This window comes from Affinirhizobium lemnae (genome assembly GCF_022968395.1).
In the GTDB taxonomy this organism is placed as follows: domain Bacteria; phylum Pseudomonadota; class Alphaproteobacteria; order Rhizobiales; family Rhizobiaceae; genus Neorhizobium; species Neorhizobium lemnae.
In genome coordinates, this window is sequence record NZ_JALJQZ010000013.1 from 75832 (window position 1) to 95685 (window position 19854).

The following is a 19854-nucleotide window of genomic DNA, read 5'->3' on the forward strand; positions in this document are numbered from 1 at the left end:
CGCATTTTTCCAGGCAAGGGAGAAATCCCCTTCACCAACCGGCAGCGCCAGTCGATGACGGGCTCTCTAAGGCGTTCGTTCAGAGGTGTCAAGCAGCTTTCGAGACAATTCGGTGACGAATGTTCGTTTCCTTTCAACAGGCACCATATCAAGTATCAGGCCCTGTGGAAGGCGAAAAAAACTTTGAGGCTAAAACCCAGGAGTTTCAGGGTTTTTGAAAAGTTCAACTCCCTCCTTGGCCAAAAAAATCAAAAAAACCTCGCAAAAGCTCTTGCGGTTTTTTTCGGATCTGAATACATCACCGCCACCGACGTAGCGGACACGAGCCGCGGACGTCAGGGCGATTAGCTCAGTTGGTAGAGCGCTTCGTTTACACCGAAGATGTCGGGAGTTCGAGTCTCTCATCGCCCACCATTCCCCACCTGCTAATTTTATATTATGTCGTGTTCGGGCCCTAAGAGCGTGATCCCGTTGTTTTCTGCTGCTGCCCTGCGCGGCGATTTTGCCGCGCGCGATATCGAAAAACATTAGCGTCACTCAAAGCTGCAACTCGCGACTGTGCGTAACGTACCAATCAACGAAGGCCGCGACTCCTGCATTCAAGTTGATTTCAGGCTTTCTTCCTGTCAACGCCACCAGCAGATCCGGGGACGCATAGGTTCGCGGCACATCCCCCTGCTGCATGGGTAGCATTTTGCGCTTGGCCTTCCTGCCCAGCACGAATTCGATGGTTTCAATGAAATCCAGGACGCTGACGGGCTGTCCACCGCCAATATTCACGACTCGAAACGGCCCCTGATGCGAGAGAGTATCCCGCACGCCGTTTGCCGTCACCCGATTCCCCTCTGCGGGAATCACGTGCGATAAATCGATGATGCTATTTACGAGATCGTCGATGTAGGTGAAATCGCGACTCATGCGCCCCTCCCCGTAAATTTCGATCTCTTGTTCTTCGAGGATTGCCTTCACAAACTTGAAAAGCGCCATGTCAGGCCTTCCCCATGGCCCATACACAGTGAAGAACCTGAAGGCGCTTATCGGCAGGCGATGCAGATGCGCATAGGTGTGCGCCATCAGTTCCATACTTTTCTTTGTCGCTGCGTAAAAACTCAGCGGTTCGTCAGTCTTGTCGCTTTCTGAAAACGGGATTGATTCGTTCGCGCCATAGACGGACGATGTCGAGGCCAACATGAGGTGGCGAACACCCACCTCTCGCGCGAGTTCGAGGACGTTCCAGGATCCAAGCAGGTTCGAATCAAGATAGGCGCGAGGATTCTCAAGGCTGTAGCGAACGCCGGCCTGAGCCGCCAGGTGGATCATCACATCAGGTTGTCCATGGTCGCAAGCACTGTTCAACGCTTCACGATCCTCAAGCATGCCAATGACCGGACGGAAGGCCGGAAATTGCGCCAGCACAGCGTGGCGACCCTCTTTGAGCTTGAGATTATAATAGGGTGTAAGACCGTCAAAACCGGTCACCCGATGCCCATCCTCCAAAAGGCGGCGTGCAAGATGAAAGCCGATGAACCCGGCCGTACCCGTTACAAGATAGTGCATGTGCGAAAATGCTTCCCGTTAATCGGCCGGGATAAGAGTACAATCATTGCTGCAAAGCAACAGTCCGGGTTGACACATACCCTTTAGCCGCTTGCCAAAGTTGACTTGTCACGGCCTTCACTGAGCGCCTGCGCTACGTCGACTGAGCGCGATACAATCGTGTCCCATGGAGTGGTTTGCCGGATGTTGCGTCCTCTACACGTTGATCCGTCACACAGCAAATGTTCAGGCCATGGTGAAGGGCAGTGCGGTCTCACTCAGAATTTTTGCAAAATTATGTGACTCGTCTGCGCGAGACAGCATTTCATCCATCTCACGTGATTGTTGGCGCAGTTTATGTGGGTGAGAGTTTAAAGCCTCGTTTCGGTTGTGATCTGTTTGCTAAAGATCGCGCTATAGAAGAAGTGAAAACTACAAGCAGTTAAGGATATCCGGTACGGAGTCTTGAAGTACCCGGCTTTCACACTCTATGTAGGGATGAGACCAAATCAAAGACGATTCCGGGCGGAAACGCCCTCGGGCGCCCGATGAGACAAAGGAACACCATGAAAAATCCAGTTGATACCGCTATGGCCTTAGTGCCGATGGTCGTCGAGCAGACCAACCGCGGCGAGCGCTCCTACGATATCTATTCGCGTTTGCTGAAAGAGCGGATCATCTTCCTCACAGGCCCTGTTGAGGATCACATGGCGTCTCTTGTCTGTGCGCAGTTGCTTTTCCTGGAAGCGGAAAATCCGAAAAAGGAAATTGCGCTTTATATCAATTCGCCAGGCGGCGTTGTAACAGCCGGCATGTCGATCTATGACACAATGCAATTCATCAAGCCGGCTGTTTCGACGCTTTGCATCGGTCAGGCCGCTTCCATGGGCTCGCTGCTTCTGGCGGCTGGCGAGAAGGGCATGCGTTTTGCCATGCCAAACTCCCGTATCATGGTTCATCAGCCATCAGGCGGCTTCCAGGGCCAGGCGTCTGACATCGAGCGCCATGCTCGCGACATATTGAAGATGAAAAAGCGTCTTAACGATGTTTACGTGAAGCATACGGGCCGCACTTATGAGGAAGTCGAAAAGACCCTCGATCGTGACCACTTCATGGACAGCGACGAGGCGCTTGAATGGGGCGTTGTGGACAAGATCCTCACATCGCGCCTGGAACTGGAAGGCGGCTCAGCAAGCTAAAGCAGGGTTGCGTTCCACAAAGTGTTACCCCGTAAATGACCGAAGCGGGGTTTCAACTGACAAAGAACGCGATAATAATGTCTATTAATGCTGTGTTGAATTATTATGACATAGCATGCGGTATTGAAGGGGTTGCGTTGCCACCGCGTCAGGGACCTTTAAGTTCCTATTCGGTAGAGTGCCCCAGAAACGGGTTGGCGTGGCTCTTAGCACGAGAGTCGGCCCACCGGCATAGGAACTCTCCGAGCCTGGGGACAGGCCATCGGTGTGCTGGAAGGAAAGTGATATGAGCAAGGTCAGCGGCAGCAACGGCGGCGACTCGAAGAACACGTTGTATTGTTCCTTCTGCGGCAAAAGCCAGCACGAGGTTCGCAAACTGATTGCCGGACCGACCGTATTCATCTGCGATGAATGCGTTGAACTGTGCATGGATATTATCCGCGAAGAGAACAAGAGCTCGATGGTGAAGTCCCGTGATGGCGTTCCAACGCCGCAGGACATCATCAAGGTTCTGGATGAATATGTCATCGGTCAGCAGCAGGCGAAGAAGATCCTGTCAGTGGCCGTGCACAACCACTACAAGCGTCTGGCGCACGCTTCAAAGAACGGCGATGTGGAACTTGCCAAGTCCAACATCATGCTTGTCGGCCCGACCGGATGCGGCAAGACCTACCTCGCCCAGACGCTTGCGCGGATCATCGACGTGCCATTCACCATGGCTGACGCAACGACGTTAACGGAAGCTGGCTATGTTGGTGAAGATGTCGAGAACATCATTCTGAAGCTTCTTCAGGCTGCCGACTACAACGTCGAGCGGGCACAGCGCGGAATTGTCTACATCGACGAAGTGGACAAGATCTCCCGTAAGTCCGACAACCCATCCATAACGCGTGATGTTTCTGGTGAGGGTGTTCAACAGGCCCTCCTGAAGATCATGGAAGGCACCGTTGCATCCGTTCCGCCTCAGGGCGGCCGTAAGCATCCGCAGCAAGAATTCCTGCAGGTGGACACGACGAACATTCTCTTCATCTGCGGCGGTGCATTTGCCGGTCTGGACAAGATCATTTCGGCGCGCGGCGAGAAGACATCTATCGGTTTCGCTGCGACCGTGAAGGCCCCGGATGACCGCCGCGTGGGCGAAGTTCTGCGCGAACTCGAACCGGAAGACCTGGTGAAGTTCGGCCTCATTCCGGAATTCATCGGCCGTCTGCCGGTTCTGGCGACGCTCGAAGATCTGGATGAGGATGCGCTGATTCAGATCCTGTCCGAGCCGAAGAACGCTCTGGTAAAGCAGTATCAGCGTCTGTTCGAGATGGAAGATGTCGAATTGACCTTCCACGAGGATGCGCTGCGCGAGATTGCTCGTCGTGCTATCATTCGCAAGACCGGCGCTCGCGGTTTGCGCTCGATCATGGAAAAGATCCTGCTGGACACCATGTTCGAACTTCCCGCTCTGGAGGGCGTTCGCGAGGTAGTTATCTCTGAAGAGGTCGTCCGCGGTACGGCGCGTCCGCTTTACATCTACGCCGAACGTCAGGAAGAAAAGGCAAACGTTTCAGCCTGATCTTACGTCGATTTGCGAGGGGGCCTGCTGGCCCCTGAGCTATCTTTAACACCCGTGCAAGGTTCAATCCCGTCGAGGGTGGGGCGATAGGTGTCGGAGCGTTGCTTCCTGACCGGCCCGAACGATCAGGAACGTTGGCCAGAACTTCATGGCAATGTTGGCTCCTGATTTTGTATGCTGAAAACAGTCACGCGTAAGCATCCGGCCCTATGCTCGACCGTTCCATAGCCGCCTCGCGGATGGCTGTGCAAGGCTTGAAAACTGCTTCCGGAACCTCCACTTTGGAGAAGAAAGAAAGTCCAGCTTTTGACTGGACGGCTCCCGGAAACGGGAAGAGTGAAAGGAAATGTTATGACGAATACAGCGTCGGCGCATCAGAACGGAAGTATTTATCCGGTTCTGCCTCTGCGCGATATTGTGGTTTTCCCCCACATGATCGTACCTCTGTTCGTCGGGCGCGAGAAATCCATTCGCGCGCTGGAAGAGGTTATGGGTTCTGACAAGCAGATCATGCTTGTCACGCAGATCAATGCGGGTGATGACGACCCGGATCCTTCCGCCATCCATAAGGTTGGTACAGTCGCGAACGTTCTTCAACTGCTGAAGCTACCCGACGGCACCGTAAAGGTTTTGGTCGAGGGTCGGGCGCGTGCAGAGATTTCGGATTACACCGCACGTGAAGAATTTTATGAGGCGCAGGCCTCCGTTCTCAGCGAACCTGTCGAGGATCCGGTTGAAGTCGAAGCCCTTGCACGCTCCGTGGTTTCAGAATTCGAAAACTATGTGAAGCTGAACAAGAAGATTTCTCCAGAAGTCGTTGGTGCTGCGAGCCAGATCGAAGATTATTCGAAGTTGGCGGATACTGTTGCGTCCCACCTCTCCATCAAGATCACCGAGAAGCAGGAAATGCTGGAAACGGTGAGTGTCAAGATGCGTCTCGAAAAGGCGCTCGGATTCATGGAAGGTGAGATCTCGGTGCTTCAGGTCGAGAAGCGCATTCGTTCGCGCGTCAAGCGCCAGATGGAAAAGACGCAGCGTGAATATTACCTGAACGAACAGATGAAGGCGATCCAGAAGGAGCTCGGCGACGGTGAAGACGGCCGTGACGAGATGGCCGAACTGGAACAGCGCATCAATAAGACGAAGCTTTCAAAGGAAGCCCGCGAAAAGGCCGATGCTGAACTGAAGAAGCTGCGACAGATGAGCCCGATGTCTGCTGAGGCGACGGTCGTTCGTAACTACCTCGATTGGCTGCTGACGATTCCTTGGAATAAGAAGTCGAAGGTCAAGATCGATCTGCACAATGCGGAAAAAATCCTGGATCAGGACCACTTCGGTCTTGATAAAGTCAAGGAGCGTATCGTCGAGTATCTCGCAGTCCAGGCCCGCGCTACGAAAATCAAGGGGCCAATCCTATGCCTTGTCGGCCCTCCGGGCGTCGGCAAGACGTCGCTCGCACAGTCGATCGCCAAGGCGACGGGCCGCGAATATGTGCGCATGGCGCTCGGCGGCGTTCGGGACGAGGCTGAGATTCGTGGTCACCGCCGCACCTATATCGGCTCCATGCCGGGCAAGGTCGTGCAGTCGATGAAGAAGGCAAAACGGTCGAACCCGCTCTTCCTGCTCGACGAGATCGACAAGATGGGTATGGACTTCCGTGGCGATCCGTCATCGGCTCTTCTCGAAGTTCTCGATCCGGCTCAGAACTCCACCTTCATGGATCACTACCTGGAAGTGGAATACGATCTCTCTGACGTCATGTTCATCACGACCGCGAACACGCTGAATATTCCTGCTCCGCTCATGGACCGCATGGAGATCATCCGGATCGCCGGTTACACGGAAGATGAGAAGCGGGAGATCGCCAAGCGGCACCTGCTACCGAAGTCCATCAAGGAGCACGCGTTGAAGCCGGAAGAGTTCTCCGTCAGCGATGACGCTCTGACCGCTATCATTCAGCAGTACACGCGTGAAGCCGGTGTCCGTAACTTCGAACGTGAACTGATGAAACTCGCACGTAAGGCCGTGACGGAGATCATCAAGGGCAACACGAAGACCGTCGAGGTCACCGCCGCGAACATTCACGATTATCTCGGCGTTCCGCGGTTCCGCCACGGTGAAGCAGAGCGTGAAGATCAGGTCGGTGTCGTGACAGGTCTTGCCTGGACCGAAGTCGGAGGCGAATTGCTGACGATCGAAGGCGTCATGATGCCGGGTAAGGGTCGCATGACCGTAACCGGCAACCTGAAAGACGTGATGAAGGAATCGATTTCTGCGGCGGCATCCTATGTCCGTTCGCGTGCCGTCGATTTTGGAATCAAGCCGCCGCTCTTCGACAAGTCCGACATCCATGTTCACGTTCCGGAAGGCGCAACGCCGAAAGACGGTCCGTCCGCTGGTATCGCAATGGCAACTGCCATCGTGTCCATCATGACGGGAATTCCGATCTCCAAGGATGTCGCCATGACGGGGGAAGTCACCCTGCGTGGTCGGGTTCTGCCCATCGGCGGTCTGAAGGAAAAGCTTCTCGCCGCACTGCGCGGTGGCATCAAGAAGGTTCTGATCCCGGAAGAAAACGCCAAGGATCTGGCGGATATCCCGGACAACGTGAAGAACAACATGGAAATCATCCCTGTATCGCGGATGGGTGAGGTTCTGGAGCATGCGCTCCTGCGCAAACCGGAGCCGATCGAATGGGATGGAACGGTTGAAACGACGGTCATTGCTGCTGTTGACGGCAGCGACGATACGGGTGCGACTGTCGCTCATTGAGCATCATAGGGTGTAGATTATGCACCTCTTGTGGAAAAAGGCCGGTATTTCACCGGCCTTTTTTGTGAAAACTGCTGAGAGCCCCTTGTTTTTCAGGCAATCGCAGAGCTTTTGGTTGGGCGAAGGGCGGCATGAATCGTTGCCCCGACTAGGTCCATTTGTGTGAAACCATTGAAAGGGGTGGAAACATGAACAAGAACGAATTGGTATCCGCCGTTGCTGAAAAGGCTGGTCTGTCCAAGGCAGACGCCGCATCGGCTGTTGACGCAGTTCTCGATGCCGTTCAGGCTGAACTGAAGAACGGTGGCGATGTTCGTCTCGCAGGCTTCGGTAGCTTTTCCGTATCGCGCCGCGAAGCTTCGAAGGGCCGTAATCCATCGACCGGCGCTGAAGTTGACATCCCGGCTCGCAACGTTCCGAAGTTCTCGGCCGGCAAGGGCCTGAAGGACGCCGTCAACAGCTAAGGCTGTCTAGCATGCGTTTTCAGAAACGCAGCTGGTTTGAAGATCCAAGCCCGGCCCTCGTGCCGGGCTTTCCATTTGATGGCGAACCGTTGACTTGTTATCGGTGTGACCCGGGGTCGACAGTTGATTGCGGCCAGCAGTAACGACGGATATCTTATGAATGCGCACCAGCCGAAAAGCCTGATCCGCTCTCCTGCCATATTGGGCGCGCTCTTCATGATCCTGGCGGGGATTGTGTTTGCAGCGATCAATGTTCTGACCCAATGGCTGGCCATGGTACTGCACTTTCCAGCCTCCTCCATGGCGTTCTGGCAATATGCCATTGCAACAGCCTTCTCCCTGCCCTTGCTGATGAAGCTTGGGATCAGGGCAATGCGGACGCGCCATCCGATCCGTCACCTGCTTCGCGTCGTCCTGGCCGCTCTGGGAGTTCAGGCCTGGGCCTACGGTCTGGTGACTGTCCCGATCTGGCAGGCAATTGCCCTTGTCATGACGTCGCCGTTCTTCGTCATCATCGGCGCTCGTCTGTTTCTGGGCGAGACTGTTGGTCTGCACCGTTGGTCGGCAACCGCGATCGGCTTTACAGGCGCTATGATCATTCTACAGCCCTGGGCAGAGAGCTTTTCAGCAACTGCACTCCTACCCATTCTGGCTGCTCTCCTCTGGGGCGGTTCATCCCTGATCATGAAGAACCTGACGCATCATGAACCAGCTGAGACCGTCACGATCTGGTTGTTCGTGCTGCTGACACCCATCAATGCCGCTCTTGCCTTTGGTACCGGCTTTGCCCTGCCGCAGGCCTCAACGCTCTGGCTTCTCGTTCTGGCGGGCTTTCTCACCGCTATCGGGCAATATCTGCTCACGCTTGCCTACAGCGTTGCCGACGCCGCTTACGTGCAGCCGTTCGATGACCTGAAGCTGCCGCTCAACGTGCTCGCTGGCTGGGTGGTATTTGGTTATGCGCCGAGCGGTTATCTGTGGCTCGGCGCACTGCTTATTCTGGGGGCGTCGTTGTCGCTGATGCTGAAAGAGGCACGGCAGCAGCAGCGGTGATCACAGGCGAATCACGTAGTCCTTGCGAGTCGTTTCAATGACTTCCCAGGTTCCCTTGAACCCTGGTCTGAGGATCAGCCTGTCGCCCGCCTTGAGATGAATGGGCGCGCCACCATCCGGGGTCACGACCGAGTGGCCTTCAAGAATATGGAAATACTCCCATTCGTCGTAAAGAATACGCCATTTGCCGAGAGTTGATTCCCAAATCCCGGCATAGACGCCGCCATCCGCCTCTTCAACATTCCATGTCCGGAACCGCGGCTCACCGGAAATCAGCCGATCAGGCGCTGGCGCGCCCTCCTCCGGCTCAATGGATGCAATATCAAAGCGGACGACGTTGTTCATTTTATCCTCAGACTTTCGAGAGCGACTGATCGAGATCGGCGATGATATCCTTCACATCCTCGATGCCAATCGACAGGCGCACGACGTCCGGCCCTGCCCCGGCAGCCGTCTGCTGTTCGGGCGTCAATTGTCGATGGGTCGTTGAAGCGGGGTGAATGACCAGCGAACGTGTGTCGCCGATATTGGCCAGATGCGAAAAAAGCTTCAACCCTTCCACAAACGTCTTGCCAGCCTCGTAGCCGCCCTTCAGGCCGAAGGTGAAGACCGCGCCGGCGCCAGAGGGTGAATAGCGTTGCTGCAGACCATGATTCGCATCATCCTCAAGTCCGGCATAGGAGACCCAAGATACCTTGTCGTGACTTTTGAGCCACTTCGCTACTGCCAGGGCATTATCGCAATGCCTTTGCATACGAAGCGGAAGCGTCTCGATACCGGTCAGCAGCATGAAGCAGTTGAAGGGTGAAATCGCAGGTCCAAGATCGCGCAGGCCCAGAACGCGGCAAGCAATGGCGAAAGCAAAATTCCCGAACGTCTGATGCAGCACAACACCGGCATATTCAGGCCGCGGCTCGGACAGCATGGGATAACGTCCTGACGCGGACCAGTCGAAGGTGCCCCCGTCCACGATGATGCCACCCATCGAATTGCCATGCCCGCCGAGGAATTTGGTCAGGGAGTGCACGACGATATCGGCTCCGTGCTCGAGGGGACGAACCAGATAGGGGCTGGCCATGGTGTTATCCACGATCAATGGAAGGCCATGCTTCTGAGCGACTTCTGCAATCGCCGCAATGTCAACAAATGTGCCGCCAGGATTGGCAAGACTCTCCATAAAGATCGCCTGCGTGTTCTCGTCGACTTGCGCGGAGAAGCTTTGCGGATCTGCAGGGTCTGCCCAACGTACATCCCAGCCAAAATTCTTGAAGGCGTGTCCGAACTGGTTGATGGAGCCTCCGTAGAGACGGCGTGCAGCGACGAAATTGCTCCCGGGTTTCATGATCGTATGAAAAACGAGCATCTGCGCTGCGTGGCCCGAAGCGACGGCAAGAGCCGCGGTGCCGCCTTCCAGGGCAGCAACCTTCTCCTCCAGTACTGCCTGAGTGGGATTCATAATCCGCGTATAGATGTTTCCGAACTGCTGCAGTCCGAAAAGAGCCGCGGCATGATCGGCACTTTCGAAGACGTAGGATGCTGTCTGGTAAATAGGTGTCACTCGGGCGCCTGTGGCCGGATCAGGCTTTGCGCCTGCATGAATCGCAAGTGTGGAAAAGCCCGGATTGTTAGATGTCATGTTTGTTCCTCCCTTGAACCCGATACGCCGTTTTCGGCTAACCATAGCAGCACTATAGCCAGCGGCATGCCCCGGCGACAAACCGGCAAAGGCCATAAACCGGACTGCATTGAGAAATTCTTTGCGCGGTTCGACACTGCAGACGGAACTGCTGCTTCCCCGATAAGGACTTGATCCGGATCAAGGTGCCTGCTCACAGACATGCCACACTGCGGGCCGGATCGTCAGGAGGCATCAGCATGGCTATGAACGAAGCATCAGGAAGTTTCGCAGCGCGCTTGTCGCATCTCTACGGAAATATTCGCAACTGTTTCCAGACCTTATCGGAATTGGATGAGCTGGGACCGGAGCTCCAGAGCGAAATTGCAGCAGATCTGGGTATAGACCGTCATCGACTACTGGAGCTGAACCGTCTGGCCGCGAATGGCGCGGAAGAAATGGAGCGGTTGATGCAGGCCCTGCATATCGATCCGGTCGAGGTCCGACTTCTGTCACCGAACCAGTTCCGCGAAATGCAGTCGAATTGCTCGCACTGCGCGTCGAAGGAGCAATGCCGACACGACCTTGGCATGCACCAGGCACCGGAAAACTTTGCCACCTACTGCGTGAACGCAAGCGAGATGAACGCGCTTCGAGTACAGCCGGATTTGCTCGTGGACTAGGGTCAAAACTCAATCAGGATTTGGAGCGTGGTATGGGAGAAAATCGTTCAGTTATAGAAGCGAAGCCGCCGGTGGATCCAATATCCATCAAGGATTCGCGACGCAGAAATGAGCGATTTTCGCCATATCCCTGCGGGACGCGGTGGATTTTCTCTGCGAAGGCGTCGAAAAGGCTTTGTGGAGTGGCGCTCCACGGCAGCCTCTTCTCCTGTTCGCCAACAAAATCCGCTCGCGCCACGCCCGAAACCTGATTGAGTTTTGACCCTGCCCTCCCGAACCTCTCGCCCTGTCGGTTCAATGTACCGGATGGTGCCCGAGCAGTCGTGGATATTCGATTGCCGGACACCGATCCATGACAACCTGCACACCCGCTTGCTCTGCCCGCACCGCCGAACTTTCTTCCCTCACACCCAACTGGGTCCAGATGACTTTCGGGCGAGGAGAAAGCGCAAGCGCTTCATCGACAACTTCAGCCAGATATTCCGAGGCACGGAACACATCGATCATGTCGACCCGTTCGGGAATATCGCCCAGGTGACCGTACACCTTCTGTCCAAGAATCGTCTTGCCAGCCTGACCCGGATTGACGGGAATGACGTGGTACCCCTTAGAGAGCAAAAAACCCATTACGCCATGGCTTGGTCGGCTCGGATTGGGAGACGCCCCCACGAGTGCGATTGATTTAACGGATTTCAAGATGTCCGTCAGATAGCCGTCGTCGTAGAAATTGTGATCCATCGCGTGATCCTCCAAAGCATCGGTTCATGCTCTTGGCTGAGAAACAGTTTGCGCTATTTTAGGTTCCGCAAGGCTTAAAAGGAAAGATCAAATGCAAGTTCACTATTTGATTGCCGCAAGCGCCGCGTTTTCTATAATCGCAAGCAGCCAGCCAGCGGCCGCTATCTCACGCTATAACTCGACATCCATGACCTGCGCGGCAGCACAAGAGCGTATTGCACGCGAAGGCGCAGTCATTTTCCGCTACCCCGGACGGACGGGGGTGACGCTCTATGATCGCTACGTTTCGAGCGACCGCTATTGTGCCGGTGGCGAGTATGCGAAGTCCGACAGTATTCCGACCAAGGATGTTCGCAACTGCCCTGTCCGTCAGTGCGAAATGCGCCCTTCCCCCGGGGACTGCGACAGTTTTCTGGACGAAGGATGTTTTGGTTGGCGATAAACCACGGTCTCATGCCAAAGATTCGATTGATTTTTGTGGTATCATGAAACCACAATACTAACCTGTTGATTTTCATCGTATTATTTCCGGGCCGCCAATTTCAGTCATCTTGACGATAGCGGCATCTGTCCCTATAAGCCGCCGCAGGTCGTGAAAGCGTGACTTTCCTGTCCTGTTGGCCTGCTTGCGGGCCAAAACCAAGCAACAAGAAACGCCCGAGATGAGGTTTCCTCGCTACGGGATCATGAAAAGAAGAGAGCACATATGTCTACCTTCGTACAGAAGCCCGCTGAGGTGGAGAAGAAGTGGGTGCTGATCGACGCCGAAGGCCTCGTTGTCGGACGCCTCGCCACCATCATCGCAAATCATCTTCGCGGCAAGCATAAGGCTACCTACACGCCTCACGTCGACGACGGCGACAACGTCATCGTCATCAACGCTGAGAAGGTCGTCTTCACCGGCAAGAAGTACTCCGACAAGAAGTACTACTGGCACACCGGTTATCCGGGCGGCATCAAGGAGCGCACTGCACGCGCCATCATCGAAGGCCGCTTCCCTGAGCGTGTTCTCGAGAAGGCTGTTGAGCGCATGATCCCGCGCGGCCCGCTCGGCCGTCGCCAGATGAAGAACCTGCGCGTTTATGCTGGCTCCAACCATCCGCATGAAGCACAGCAGCCGGTCACGCTCGATGTGGCCAAGCTCAACAACAAGAACACAAGGAGCGCCTAAGCATGGCTGACCTTTCTTCCCTGAAGGACCTCGGCGTCGCTGGTCAGGCTTCCGCTCCGGCACGTGAGCGCAAGGTTGATGCACAGGGCCGTTCCTATGCTACCGGCAAGCGCAAGAACGCTGTTGCCCGCGTATGGGTCAAGGCTGGTTCCGGCAAGATCATTGTCAACGGCAAGGACTATTCGGCATACTTCGCACGTCCGGTTCTGCAGATGATCCTGCAGCAGCCGATCGTTGCAGCTGCCCGCAATGGCCAGTTCGACATCATCGCAACCGTTGCTGGCGGTGGCCTTTCCGGTCAGGCCGGTGCTGTTCGTCACGGCATCTCCAAGGCTCTCACCTACTTCGAACCAGGCCTGCGCTCGGTTCTGAAGAAGGGTGGCTTCCTGACCCGCGACAGCCGCGTTGTCGAGCGTAAGAAGTACGGTAAGGCCAAGGCCCGCCGTTCGTTCCAGTTCTCGAAGCGCTAATCGCTTCTCCTGGAGACTGGATTGGAAAGGCGGGGCTTCGGCTCCGCCTTTTTTCGTTATGACTTCATCAATAATTCAGGCTTGTCCGGAGAAGCCATCTGGGCATCATCAGTCATTGTTTGTAACGGGAGATCACTATGTCAGCGGAATCGAAAGATCGTTTCGCAGCGCTGCCAAAGCCACCCTATTTCGTGGTGGCTTTTAGTTCTCATCGAACTGTTGGTGATTGCGGATACGCAGACATGGCCCAGACCATGCTGGATCTTGCCGAGCAGCAACCGGGTTATCTCGGCTATGAGAGCGTGCGGGGTGCTGACGGATTTGGGATCACTAATTCCTACTGGATCGATGAGGCCAGCATTATTTCGTGGAAACAGGTGGTAGACCATCTTGCTGCGCAGGGACGGGGCCGGAGAGACTGGTACGAGCGTTATGAAGTCCGGATCGCGCTCGTGCAGCGCGCCTATGGCTTTGTGAAGGATTAATCCCGTGGCTTCGAAATCCATCGATAACGCCTTCACAGCAAAAACAATACGTGGTGCCGCTACCGATCCCACCTATGCGGGCGCGCTATCTTTCATGCGGCGCCGGTACACCAAAAGTCTCGAGAATGTCGATGCTGTTATTCTCGGCATTCCCTTCGACGCCGCTGTTTCCAACAGACCCGGCGCCCGCTTTGGACCACAGGCGATTCGTCGCGCATCGGCGATCTTCGACAATGATCCTCAATATCCGTTTGCGCGTGATCTGTTCCAGCAAATGGCTGTCATAGATTACGGCGATGTGCTCCTCGACTACGGGAATCATCAAGAGACGCCTGCCCTCATCGAACAGGAAGCGGCCCACATCCTTGCGTCGGATGCCTATCTATTGTCGCTGGGCGGCGATCATTTCGTAACCTGGCCCTTGTTGAAAGCGCATGCTGCAAGACACGGGCCGCTGGCGCTTTTGCATTTTGATGCGCATCAGGACACCTGGGATGATGACGGAAAGCGCATCGATCACGGCTCGTTCGTATGCAGAGCCGTCCGCGAGGGCGTCATCGATCCTGCCCACTCTATCCAGGTCGGCATCAGAACCGAGGCTCCGGACGATTTCGGCATTCGGATTATCCACGGCCACCAAGTCGAGGATCTGGGTGGACAGGCCATAGCAGACATGATCCTCTCCCATGTCGGCGAAGCACCCTGCTATCTGACCTTCGACATCGATTGCCTTGATCCGGCCTTTGCGCCTGGCACCGGCACGCCGGTCGCAGGCGGCCCCTCCTCCGCAAAGATGCTGTCGGTTCTCCGAAAGCTCGGCCCGCTCGACATTCGCGGCTCGGATATCGTGGAAGTGGCGCCTGCCTACGACCATGCGGATATCACCGCCATTGCCGGTGCGACGGTAGCCATGTATATGCTGGGTTTGCGTGCCGAACGACTGGCACGGTCGTTAACAAAATGAATCAACCGGCGGATAAACTGATTCCGCCTGCACCCGTAACCCATTGAAATCTGGACAAGGACATGAGCGCGAAAATCTTCATCGACGGCGAACACGGCACAACGGGATTGCAGATCCGCACCCGCATGGCTGGCCGCCGCGACGTGGAACTCCTGTCCATTCCCGAAGCGGAACGCCGTAACGCTGCGATGCGCGAGGATCTGCTCAATAGCGCGGATGTCGCCATCCTGTGCCTGCCTGACGATGCATCTCGCGAGGCTGTTGCCATGCTGAGCGGCAATAACAAGGTGCGGATCATCGACACCTCGACGGCGTATCGTGTTGCCGAGGACTGGGCCTACGGCTTTGCGGAAATGGATCGCGCTCAGAGAAGCAAGATCCAGTCCGCGCGGCTCGTGGCCAATCCGGGTTGCTATCCAACCGGCGCAATTGCGCTCATTCGTCCGTTGCGGGCAGCAGGTCTTCTGCCAGACGGCTATCCTGTGAGCGTGAATGCCGTTTCCGGTTATACGGGCGGGGGCAAGCAGATGATTGCCCAGATGGAAGACCAGACGCGCGACGATGCCATTTCGGCCAACAACTTCCTGTATGGTTTGACCCTGAAGCACAAGCATGTGCCTGAGATGAAGATCCACGGCCTGCTAGACCGCGCGCCATTGTTCTCGCCGTCCGTCGGACGTTTCCCACAGGGAATGATTGTTCAAGTACCGCTTTTCCTGGATGACCTGAAACAGGGTGCAACGGTCGAAAACATCCATGCTGCTCTTGTGGACCATTATGCCGGTCAGAACATCGTCAGCGTGGTTTCACTCGAGGAGAGCAGCAAGCTGGGCCGCATTGACGCTGAGGAACTGGCCGGACAGGACACGATGAAGCTGTTTGTGTTCGGGTCAGCGGGTGGCTCGCATGTCAACCTTGTCGCGCTTCTCGACAATCTGGGCAAGGGCGCTTCCGGCGCAGCGGTCCAGAACATGGACCTGATGCTCTCGGCCTGATAGCCAATGTGAAAGGATAACGGGAATGCTGGATCATATCGGCTTGTCCGTGACAGACCTAAAGCGCTCCCGTTGCTTTTACGATGCGGTCATGCCCGCCTTGGGCGCTGCCTGTGTGATGGCGGTGACATTGGAGGAAACAGGCGGCACCTATGAAGGCGCAGGCTATGGCCGTGATGGAAAGCCCAGCTTCTGGATCGGTAGCGGTGGACGCACGCAAGGCTCACTGCATGTGGCCTTCGTCGCCCCTACCCGTGCCGCAGTGGATGCGTTCTATACAGCCGCCATTGGGTCCGGCGCCGCAGACAATGGCCCACCGGGCATACGCCCGCATTACCATGCCAATTACTACGCAGCCTTCGTGCTGGATCTGGACGGTCACAATATTGAAGCCGTCTGCCATCTGCCAGAATAGACGCCCCGTCCGGACTGTTAATCATTCTTGAACGAAGTGTCGTGAGCGTGGACGATTTTCATAGACAGTGACAACTGCTAGCCTGCTGAAAAATTGCGAGGCTGGTTTATGTCAAACAGATTTCCTGTCTACTTCATTCCGCATGGCGGCGGGCCTTGGCCGTTCATGGAATTCCCCAAGAATGCTGAGGGAAAAGGGCCATGGGATGATCTCGGGGCATTCTTACGCAATCTGGCGGACGATGTCGGCAGGCGCCCGAAGGCTGTTCTGGTTGTATCGGGCCACTGGGAGCATGAACCGGTTCCAACTCTGAGCACTGCTGCCAACCCCGGCATGCTGTTCGACTACTACAACTTTCCGGCCCATACTTATGAACTGAATTATCCGGCGCCCGGCTCTCCTGAGCTCGCCGTTCGCGCACGTAAACTGCTTTCAGATGCCGGTATTGAATCAGCAGAAGATGAAGCCAGAGGCTTTGATCACGGCGTCTTCATCCCCTTCATGCTGATCTATCCGAAGGCGGATGTACCGATCACGATGATCTCGCTCAAGAATACGCTCGATGCGCCAAGCCATATCAAGATGGGCGAAGCGCTGGAACCATTGCGCGATGAAGAAGTCCTGATCATCGCTTCGGGCATGACATATCATAACATGCCAATGTTCCGGAGAGCGGATCCGGAACATGTCGCGCAGGCTTCGCGCTTCGATGCATGGCTCGCCGATGTCATCGAGGAAAAGGATACACAGAGCCGCGCCGCCCGCTTATCCCTTTGGGACGAGAACCCTGATGCGCTCGCCTGTCATGTGCCGGACCACGATCATCTTGTCCCGCTTTTTGTCGCGGCGGGTGCGGCCGGGAGCGATACCGGAAAACGGATATTCACGACCGATTTTCTGGGTAAACCCTATTCTGCCTATCGCTTCGGCTGAACGTTCGGGATCAGGCTGAAACAGCCTGATCCTTGGTGAACTCGCCATAGAAGCCGCGCCAGTGAGTGATGGCATAGCCCAGCACAACGAGACCGCCAGCCTGATGCAAAAGCCCCATTTCGATGGGTACATGCAGGAGCAAAGTCGTAACGCCGATGGCTGCCTGGATACAGACCAGTCCGAACAGGACGATGGCACCCTTTGCATGTGTTGTTCCGGGTGTCAGTCGGACGGACTGAATCATATGAACCAACGTCAAAGCCAAAAGGAGGTAGGCGCCACAGCGATGGACGAACTGCACTGTCTTCGGGTTCTCAAACAGATTGATCCACCATGGGTTCTGCACGAAGAGGTCTGGCGGGATGATCGCGCCATCCATCAACGGCCAGGTGTTATAGGTAAAGCCAGCGTCGAGACCTGCCACCAGTGCACCCAGGTAGATCTGGAACAGAGCGAGAAAAGCCAACCCGCCTGCAGCCAGATGTGAATGTGCAGTTGGTGGCCGGTCTACCTGTTGCGGCGTCAGGCCGCGCATGATCCATACGCAGGCGGAGAAGATCATACATGCGATAGTCAGATGGGTAGCAAGCCGGTATTGCGACACATCGGTGCGCACCGATAAGCCGGAAGACACCATCCACCAGCCGATGAAGCCTTGAAAGCCGCCAAGGGCCAGAAGACCAACCAGCGGCAGACGCAGGCGTTTTTCCACACGGCCGCTCAGCCAGAAAAACAGGAGCGGCAGGCCGAAGACCAGTCCGACCGCACGGGCCAGGAAACGGTGAGCCCATTCCCACCAGAAAATGGACTTGAACTCATCCAGCGACATGCCTTTGTTAATCTGCTGGTACTCGGGAATTTGCTTGTAAAGCTGAAACTCCTCCTCCCACTCTGCAACGCTCAAGGGCGGAATGACGCCGTGAATGGGTTTCCATTCAGTGATCGAGAGACCGGAATCCGTAAGCCTAGTTGCTCCGCCAACCAGAACGAGACAGAACAGCGTTGCGATAACCGTTTTCAGCCACCATCGCAGCGCGGTTCGATTGGTCTCGACGCGCCCTACTGGCGCCTGCATCACTTCAGTCGTCTGCGACGTCGCCATGAGATCTCCTGACATTCGTCAACATGGTTATTGGGCGTTGATTTGCCCTACCCTTCGGTGCAAAACAAGTCCTTGCCCTTTGCGGCATGCCGTCGCGGCACGGGAGAGGTTCAACAAGGAGACAGGCGAATGCCTCTGCGGCTCAAAAAGTTCATTGGCACGATCCTGATCATCGTCTTGGTATCGGTCTATGCAATCGTTGCTACAACAATAGCCACGCTGACGCTTTCCACAGCGCCCTGGTATGTCCACCTCCTCTATTTCCTGCTGACAGGCGTTATCTGGATCTTGCCAGCGATGCTGATTATTCGCTGGATGGCGGGGCCTAGAAAGGTCTGAGGATCGCTTTAGGGCGCCTTAACCATCTGTCTAAATGTTGATCAATGGCGTTCTCGTGCTAACAGCTTATGCGGCGTTTGCCGGTAAAGCTTGAGCCGCCACCTTCAGATGGACGGATTTGCCATGGGCGCAGTAACGGCACGGATGGATCAGGACAACTGCGCTGCGGACGCAGCGAAAGAGCATGGTCTTGTCGTCAGCCTTCATCAGGAAATCAAGCAGGTTGCGGATGCGTGGCGGGACCTGCAGCAGGTCGCATGGAACAGTCCGCACCAGTCTATCGAGTGGTGCAAGGCCTGGTACTCAACGCAAGCCGACAAGCCGCTCTTCCTGTTGGGCTCTGACATGGGAAAGCCCCTGTTCCTTTTGCCGCTTGCAGTTACCTCCAGTCACGGAATTCGGTCCGCTGGCTTTCCCGGCGGTTCGTTCAACAACATAAACACTGGTCTGTTCGCGGCAGGTTGCGACCTCTCGGAATCAGCGTTGATGCGCTGTATCGCACAGATCAAAAGCGCTTTGTCTCAGCACGTTGACGTTCTGCACATGCGTGCGATCCCGAAGGAATGGCACGGTGCCAGACTACCCTTGCACCAGCTTGCATCATTGGAGCATGTCAACCATTCCTTCCAATTGCCGCTTCTCGGATCGTTTGACGAGACGCTGGCCCAGGTCAACGCCAAGCGTAGGCGCAAGAAGTTTCGCCAACAGACACGACGGATCAGCGAACTTGGAGGGTATGAGGTCTGCACACCTGAGCAAGCAAGTCAGCAACACGAACTTCTGGACCTTTTCTTTGAACAAAAGCGCGAACGCTTCCGGTCCCAGGGATTGCCGGATGTCTTTGCCAACGCTTCCATACAGAACTTTTTTCATGCGCTTCTTGATGAACCCGCCGATGCAGAAAACTATCCCTTAAGGCTTTCTGCAATCAAACTAACGGCGGGTGGCGACCGCGCAATCCCTGCCATCTGCGGCCTGACGCGCAAGGGCAATCACATAATCTGCCAGTTCGGCTCGATCGATGAAAGTCGTGTGCCGGAAACGAGCCCGGGCGAACTGCTGTTCTGGCATGTCATCGAAAATGCCTGCAGCACAGGTGCGAAACTTTTCGATTTTGGACTGGGTGATCAACTCTACAAACGCAGTTGGTGCCCGGTAGAAACGGTGCACTATGATCTGATGATTCCGATTTCCGGTCGGGGCCACCTGGCAGCCATCGCAAAGCAGGCGCAGATCCGTCTCAAATCGCGGCTGAAACGCAGCCAGACGATTTACCGTCTGCTTCAGCGTATCAGAGCCTCAAGAATCGCTTCGCAAGGAGACTGAAACCCGCTGGCGCTTCAAACGCCAGCGGGC

General features: G+C 55.7%; 22 protein-coding genes and 1 tRNA gene. 18 read left to right on the forward strand and 5 right to left on the reverse strand.

The window, feature by feature from the left end; all coding sequences use genetic code 11:
- Nucleotides 1-348: hypothetical protein (locus MUU53_RS10825; protein WP_247260911.1), on the forward strand; the 348-nt coding region annotated here is incomplete at its 5' end.
- Nucleotides 339-414, forward strand: a tRNA-Val gene (locus MUU53_RS10830). The genes MUU53_RS10825 and MUU53_RS10830, both read left to right, overlap by 10 nt.
- Nucleotides 415-537: 123 nt before the next feature.
- Here the strand turns inward: MUU53_RS10830 and MUU53_RS10835 are convergent.
- On the reverse strand, nt 538-1557 hold the full coding sequence (locus MUU53_RS10835) for an NAD-dependent epimerase/dehydratase family protein (protein ID WP_247260912.1): 1020 nt from the start codon (nt 1555-1557) through the stop codon (nt 538-540).
- Between the two features lie 545 nt (nt 1558-2102).
- On the opposite strand from MUU53_RS10835, the gene clpP reads away from it, so the two are divergent.
- The 5 genes from clpP to MUU53_RS10860 all read left to right on the forward strand — a co-directional run bounded on the left by clpP (nt 2103) and on the right by MUU53_RS10860 (nt 8588).
- Nucleotides 2103-2735 (forward strand): ATP-dependent Clp endopeptidase proteolytic subunit ClpP, encoded by a 633-nt coding sequence (clpP, locus tag MUU53_RS10840; protein WP_247260913.1) that lies wholly within the window; start codon nt 2103-2105, stop codon nt 2733-2735.
- Between the two features lie 286 nt (nt 2736-3021).
- Nucleotides 3022-4299, forward strand: coding sequence for an ATP-dependent Clp protease ATP-binding subunit ClpX (gene clpX / locus MUU53_RS10845; protein WP_247260914.1), 1278 nt, complete (start codon nt 3022-3024; stop codon nt 4297-4299).
- 351 nt (nt 4300-4650) lie between these two features.
- The gene (gene lon, locus MUU53_RS10850; protein WP_247260915.1) at nt 4651-7071 is read left to right on the forward strand and encodes an endopeptidase La; all 2421 of its coding nucleotides are present in this window, start codon (nt 4651-4653) and stop codon (nt 7069-7071) included.
- 188 nt (nt 7072-7259) lie between these two features.
- Nucleotides 7260-7535: a DNA-binding protein HupB gene (hupB, locus tag MUU53_RS10855; RefSeq protein ID WP_062552640.1), complete on the forward strand. Its 276-nt coding sequence runs from the start codon at nt 7260-7262 to the stop codon at nt 7533-7535.
- A 156-nt stretch (nt 7536-7691) separates the two neighbouring features.
- Nucleotides 7692-8588 (forward strand): DMT family transporter, encoded by an 897-nt coding sequence (locus MUU53_RS10860; RefSeq protein WP_247260916.1) that lies wholly within the window; start codon nt 7692-7694, stop codon nt 8586-8588.
- On the opposite strand, the gene MUU53_RS10865 is transcribed toward MUU53_RS10860, so the two are convergent.
- Both MUU53_RS10865 and MUU53_RS10870 read right to left on the reverse strand, forming a co-directional pair.
- Nucleotides 8589-8933: a cupin domain-containing protein gene (locus MUU53_RS10865; protein ID WP_247260917.1), complete on the reverse strand. Its 345-nt coding sequence runs from the start codon at nt 8931-8933 to the stop codon at nt 8589-8591.
- A 7-nt stretch (nt 8934-8940) separates the two neighbouring features.
- The gene (locus MUU53_RS10870) at nt 8941-10224 is read right to left on the reverse strand and encodes an O-acetylhomoserine aminocarboxypropyltransferase (RefSeq protein ID WP_247260918.1); all 1284 of its coding nucleotides are present in this window, start codon (nt 10222-10224) and stop codon (nt 8941-8943) included.
- 239 nt (nt 10225-10463) lie between these two features.
- On the opposite strand from MUU53_RS10870, the gene MUU53_RS10875 reads away from it, so the two are divergent.
- Nucleotides 10464-10886 (forward strand): DUF6455 family protein, encoded by a 423-nt coding sequence (locus MUU53_RS10875; RefSeq protein WP_247260919.1) that lies wholly within the window; start codon nt 10464-10466, stop codon nt 10884-10886.
- Nucleotides 10887-11180: 294 nt separating this feature from the next.
- Here the strand turns inward: MUU53_RS10875 and MUU53_RS10880 are convergent, their stop codons facing one another.
- A complete protein-coding gene (locus MUU53_RS10880) occupies nt 11181-11624 on the reverse strand; it encodes a CoA-binding protein (RefSeq protein WP_247260920.1) in 444 nt (147 codons plus the stop codon).
- A gap of 91 nt (nt 11625-11715) precedes the next feature.
- Here MUU53_RS10880 and MUU53_RS10885 point away from each other — a divergent pair, with 91 nt between their 5' ends.
- The 8 genes from MUU53_RS10885 (at nt 11716) to MUU53_RS10920 (ending at nt 17057) form a co-directional block, all read left to right on the forward strand.
- Complete coding sequence (locus tag MUU53_RS10885) at nt 11716-12066, forward strand: hypothetical protein (RefSeq protein WP_247260921.1); 351 nt, start codon at nt 11716-11718, stop codon at nt 12064-12066.
- 264 nt (nt 12067-12330) lie between these two features.
- The gene (gene rplM / locus MUU53_RS10890; RefSeq protein WP_247260922.1) at nt 12331-12795 is read left to right on the forward strand and encodes a 50S ribosomal protein L13; all 465 of its coding nucleotides are present in this window, start codon (nt 12331-12333) and stop codon (nt 12793-12795) included.
- Nucleotides 12796-12797: 2 nt separating this feature from the next.
- Complete coding sequence (rpsI, locus tag MUU53_RS10895) at nt 12798-13265, forward strand: 30S ribosomal protein S9 (protein ID WP_062552648.1); 468 nt, start codon at nt 12798-12800, stop codon at nt 13263-13265.
- 137 nt (nt 13266-13402) lie between these two features.
- Nucleotides 13403-13750 carry an antibiotic biosynthesis monooxygenase family protein gene (locus MUU53_RS10900; protein WP_247260923.1) on the forward strand — a complete coding sequence of 116 codons (348 nt, stop codon included), beginning with the start codon at nt 13403-13405 and terminating at the stop codon, nt 13748-13750.
- Nucleotides 13751-13754: 4 nt separating this feature from the next.
- Nucleotides 13755-14714 carry an agmatinase gene (gene speB, locus MUU53_RS10905; RefSeq protein ID WP_247260924.1) on the forward strand — a complete coding sequence of 320 codons (960 nt, stop codon included), beginning with the start codon at nt 13755-13757 and terminating at the stop codon, nt 14712-14714.
- Between the two features lie 62 nt (nt 14715-14776).
- On the forward strand, nt 14777-15709 hold the full coding sequence (argC, locus tag MUU53_RS10910; protein ID WP_247260925.1) for an N-acetyl-gamma-glutamyl-phosphate reductase: 933 nt from the start codon (nt 14777-14779) through the stop codon (nt 15707-15709).
- A 25-nt stretch (nt 15710-15734) separates the two neighbouring features.
- On the forward strand, nt 15735-16124 hold the full coding sequence (locus tag MUU53_RS10915) for a VOC family protein (protein WP_247260926.1): 390 nt from the start codon (nt 15735-15737) through the stop codon (nt 16122-16124).
- A 108-nt stretch (nt 16125-16232) separates the two neighbouring features.
- Nucleotides 16233-17057, forward strand: a complete 825-nt coding sequence (locus tag MUU53_RS10920) for a DODA-type extradiol aromatic ring-opening family dioxygenase (protein WP_247260927.1) — start codon at nt 16233-16235, stop codon at nt 17055-17057.
- Nucleotides 17058-17067: 10 nt separating this feature from the next.
- Here the strand turns inward: MUU53_RS10920 and MUU53_RS10925 are convergent, their stop codons facing one another.
- On the reverse strand, nt 17068-18159 hold the full coding sequence (locus MUU53_RS10925; RefSeq protein WP_247260928.1) for a COX15/CtaA family protein: 1092 nt from the start codon (nt 18157-18159) through the stop codon (nt 17068-17070).
- Between the two features lie 129 nt (nt 18160-18288).
- Between MUU53_RS10925 and MUU53_RS10930 the strand changes: the two genes are divergently transcribed.
- On the forward strand, nt 18289-18498 hold the full coding sequence (locus MUU53_RS10930; RefSeq protein ID WP_247260929.1) for a DUF2842 domain-containing protein: 210 nt from the start codon (nt 18289-18291) through the stop codon (nt 18496-18498).
- A 90-nt stretch (nt 18499-18588) separates the two neighbouring features.
- Nucleotides 18589-19824 carry a GNAT family N-acetyltransferase gene (locus tag MUU53_RS10935; RefSeq protein WP_247260930.1) on the forward strand — a complete coding sequence of 412 codons (1236 nt, stop codon included), beginning with the start codon at nt 18589-18591 and terminating at the stop codon, nt 19822-19824.
- Nucleotides 19825-19854: the final 30 nt, after the last annotated feature.

What these genes read in the sequence shown, in the direction of transcription:
- MUU53_RS10835 (WP_247260912.1), bottom strand. Translation starts at nt 1,557, where the DNA reads ATGCACTATCTTGTAACGGGTACGGCCGGGTTCATCGGCTTTCATCTT.
- clpP (WP_247260913.1), top strand. Translation starts at nt 2,103, where the DNA reads ATGAAAAATCCAGTTGATACCGCTATGGCCTTAGTGCCGATGGTCGTC.
- clpX (WP_247260914.1), top strand. Translation starts at nt 3,022, where the DNA reads ATGAGCAAGGTCAGCGGCAGCAACGGCGGCGACTCGAAGAACACGTTG.
- lon (WP_247260915.1), top strand. Translation starts at nt 4,651, where the DNA reads ATGACGAATACAGCGTCGGCGCATCAGAACGGAAGTATTTATCCGGTT.
- hupB (WP_062552640.1), top strand. Translation starts at nt 7,260, where the DNA reads ATGAACAAGAACGAATTGGTATCCGCCGTTGCTGAAAAGGCTGGTCTG.
- MUU53_RS10860 (WP_247260916.1), top strand. Translation starts at nt 7,692, where the DNA reads ATGAATGCGCACCAGCCGAAAAGCCTGATCCGCTCTCCTGCCATATTG.
- MUU53_RS10865 (WP_247260917.1), bottom strand. Translation starts at nt 8,933, where the DNA reads ATGAACAACGTCGTCCGCTTTGATATTGCATCCATTGAGCCGGAGGAG.
- MUU53_RS10870 (WP_247260918.1), bottom strand. Translation starts at nt 10,224, where the DNA reads ATGACATCTAACAATCCGGGCTTTTCCACACTTGCGATTCATGCAGGC.
- MUU53_RS10875 (WP_247260919.1), top strand. Translation starts at nt 10,464, where the DNA reads ATGGCTATGAACGAAGCATCAGGAAGTTTCGCAGCGCGCTTGTCGCAT.
- MUU53_RS10880 (WP_247260920.1), bottom strand. Translation starts at nt 11,624, where the DNA reads ATGGATCACAATTTCTACGACGACGGCTATCTGACGGACATCTTGAAA.
- MUU53_RS10885 (WP_247260921.1), top strand. Translation starts at nt 11,716, where the DNA reads ATGCAAGTTCACTATTTGATTGCCGCAAGCGCCGCGTTTTCTATAATC.
- rplM (WP_247260922.1), top strand. Translation starts at nt 12,331, where the DNA reads ATGTCTACCTTCGTACAGAAGCCCGCTGAGGTGGAGAAGAAGTGGGTG.
- rpsI (WP_062552648.1), top strand. Translation starts at nt 12,798, where the DNA reads ATGGCTGACCTTTCTTCCCTGAAGGACCTCGGCGTCGCTGGTCAGGCT.
- MUU53_RS10900 (WP_247260923.1), top strand. Translation starts at nt 13,403, where the DNA reads ATGTCAGCGGAATCGAAAGATCGTTTCGCAGCGCTGCCAAAGCCACCC.
- argC (WP_247260925.1), top strand. Translation starts at nt 14,777, where the DNA reads ATGAGCGCGAAAATCTTCATCGACGGCGAACACGGCACAACGGGATTG.
- MUU53_RS10915 (WP_247260926.1), top strand. Translation starts at nt 15,735, where the DNA reads ATGCTGGATCATATCGGCTTGTCCGTGACAGACCTAAAGCGCTCCCGT.
- MUU53_RS10920 (WP_247260927.1), top strand. Translation starts at nt 16,233, where the DNA reads ATGTCAAACAGATTTCCTGTCTACTTCATTCCGCATGGCGGCGGGCCT.
- MUU53_RS10925 (WP_247260928.1), bottom strand. Translation starts at nt 18,159, where the DNA reads ATGGCGACGTCGCAGACGACTGAAGTGATGCAGGCGCCAGTAGGGCGC.
- MUU53_RS10930 (WP_247260929.1), top strand. Translation starts at nt 18,289, where the DNA reads ATGCCTCTGCGGCTCAAAAAGTTCATTGGCACGATCCTGATCATCGTC.